Here is a 1,168-nt window from a genome sequence, read left to right on the forward strand (position 1 = left end):
GGAACACCCCTTGTGTGTTTGGAATCGTGCATTGTTGAGGGTGCCACGGACCAGGTGCTTGCCTGATCCGTGGCGGCGGTCGAGAGCCCGTCACCCCTCAGGTGGCTTAAACCGTGGATGAGCTGGGGCCCGACCGCCTTCTTTTGTGAACCCGAACAGTTGCAAGGGGCAAGCCCCCGCACACAAGGAAGGGACCGATGAGATGGTAGCGCAAACGGTTCAGGACATCGGCATCGATGTCGCCAAAGGCTGGCTCGACGTGGCGGTGTTTCAAACGCAGGAACAAGCGCGTTTCGACAACGACAAGGACGGATGGGCCAAGCTGGTCAGATGGCTGCGGGGTCGCACCGTACGCGCCATCGGCATGGAGCCGAGCGGCGGCTATGAGCGCGGTGTGGCCAAGGCACTGCGTAGCGCGGACCTGCCGGCCAGGAACGTCAATCCGCACAAATTGCGCCACTATGCCCGCGCCCTTGGCCGATTGGCCAAGAATGATCGCATCGACGCCTTGCTGATTGCGCGCTACACCGCCGAACTGCCGACCCGGCCGGTGCGTTGCGACCCGATTGCGGAGCAACTGGCCGATCTGGTCGTGGCCCGCAGGCAGCTTAGCGACGATAAGGTCAGCCTCGCCAATCAACTCGAGCAGCTACGCGAGCCGATGGTGAAGCGCATCTTCACCCAGCGGCTGCGTCGTATCGAACTCGATATCGCACTGCTCGCCAAGCGTATGGCCGAACTCGTCGCCAGCCAGCCGGCGCTCGCAGCCAAGGATCGCCTGATCCAGTCCTTCCACGGTGCCGGTCCAGTCCTCAGCCATACCATACTGGCGCTGGCGCCGGAGATCGGGCAGGCCTCGCGACGCGAGATTGCTGCGCTTGCCGGCCTGGCGCCCTACGACTTCGACACCGGCACCTTCAAAGGTCGCCGCGTCATCTGGGGCGGCCGGCATGCTCTGCGCAGGGTGGTCTACATGGCAGCGCTCACCGCCAGCCGCTCCAATCCCGTACTCAAAGCCTTCCACCAGCGTCTTATTGCAAACGGTAAGCAACCAAAGGTCGCCATCGTCGCCGTGGCCCGAAAGATTATGACCATCCTCAGCGCCATGCTTCGACACAACCAACCCTGGTATCCAGACAAAGCCTGAAAACACAGTTGCTCATCCGTC

The 1,168-nt window shown here is 62.6% G+C and carries 1 protein-coding gene; it reads left to right on the forward strand.

All coding sequences use genetic code 11. The annotated features are described in order from the left end of the window. Positions 1-202: 202 nt before the first annotated feature. Positions 203-1,147, forward strand: a complete 945-nt coding sequence (locus tag EN808_RS35040; protein ID WP_189522269.1) for an IS110 family transposase — start codon at positions 203-205, stop codon at positions 1,145-1,147. Positions 1,148-1,168 lie beyond the last annotated feature (21 nt).

Source organism: Mesorhizobium sp. M8A.F.Ca.ET.165.01.1.1, assembly GCF_004792065.1.
In the GTDB taxonomy this organism is placed as follows: domain Bacteria; phylum Pseudomonadota; class Alphaproteobacteria; order Rhizobiales; family Rhizobiaceae; genus Mesorhizobium.

Excerpts from the sequence above, each read along its gene's own strand:
- EN808_RS35040 (WP_189522269.1), top strand. The coding sequence starts at position 203 with ATGGTAGCGCAAACGGTTCAGGACATCGGCATCGATGTCGCCAAAGGC.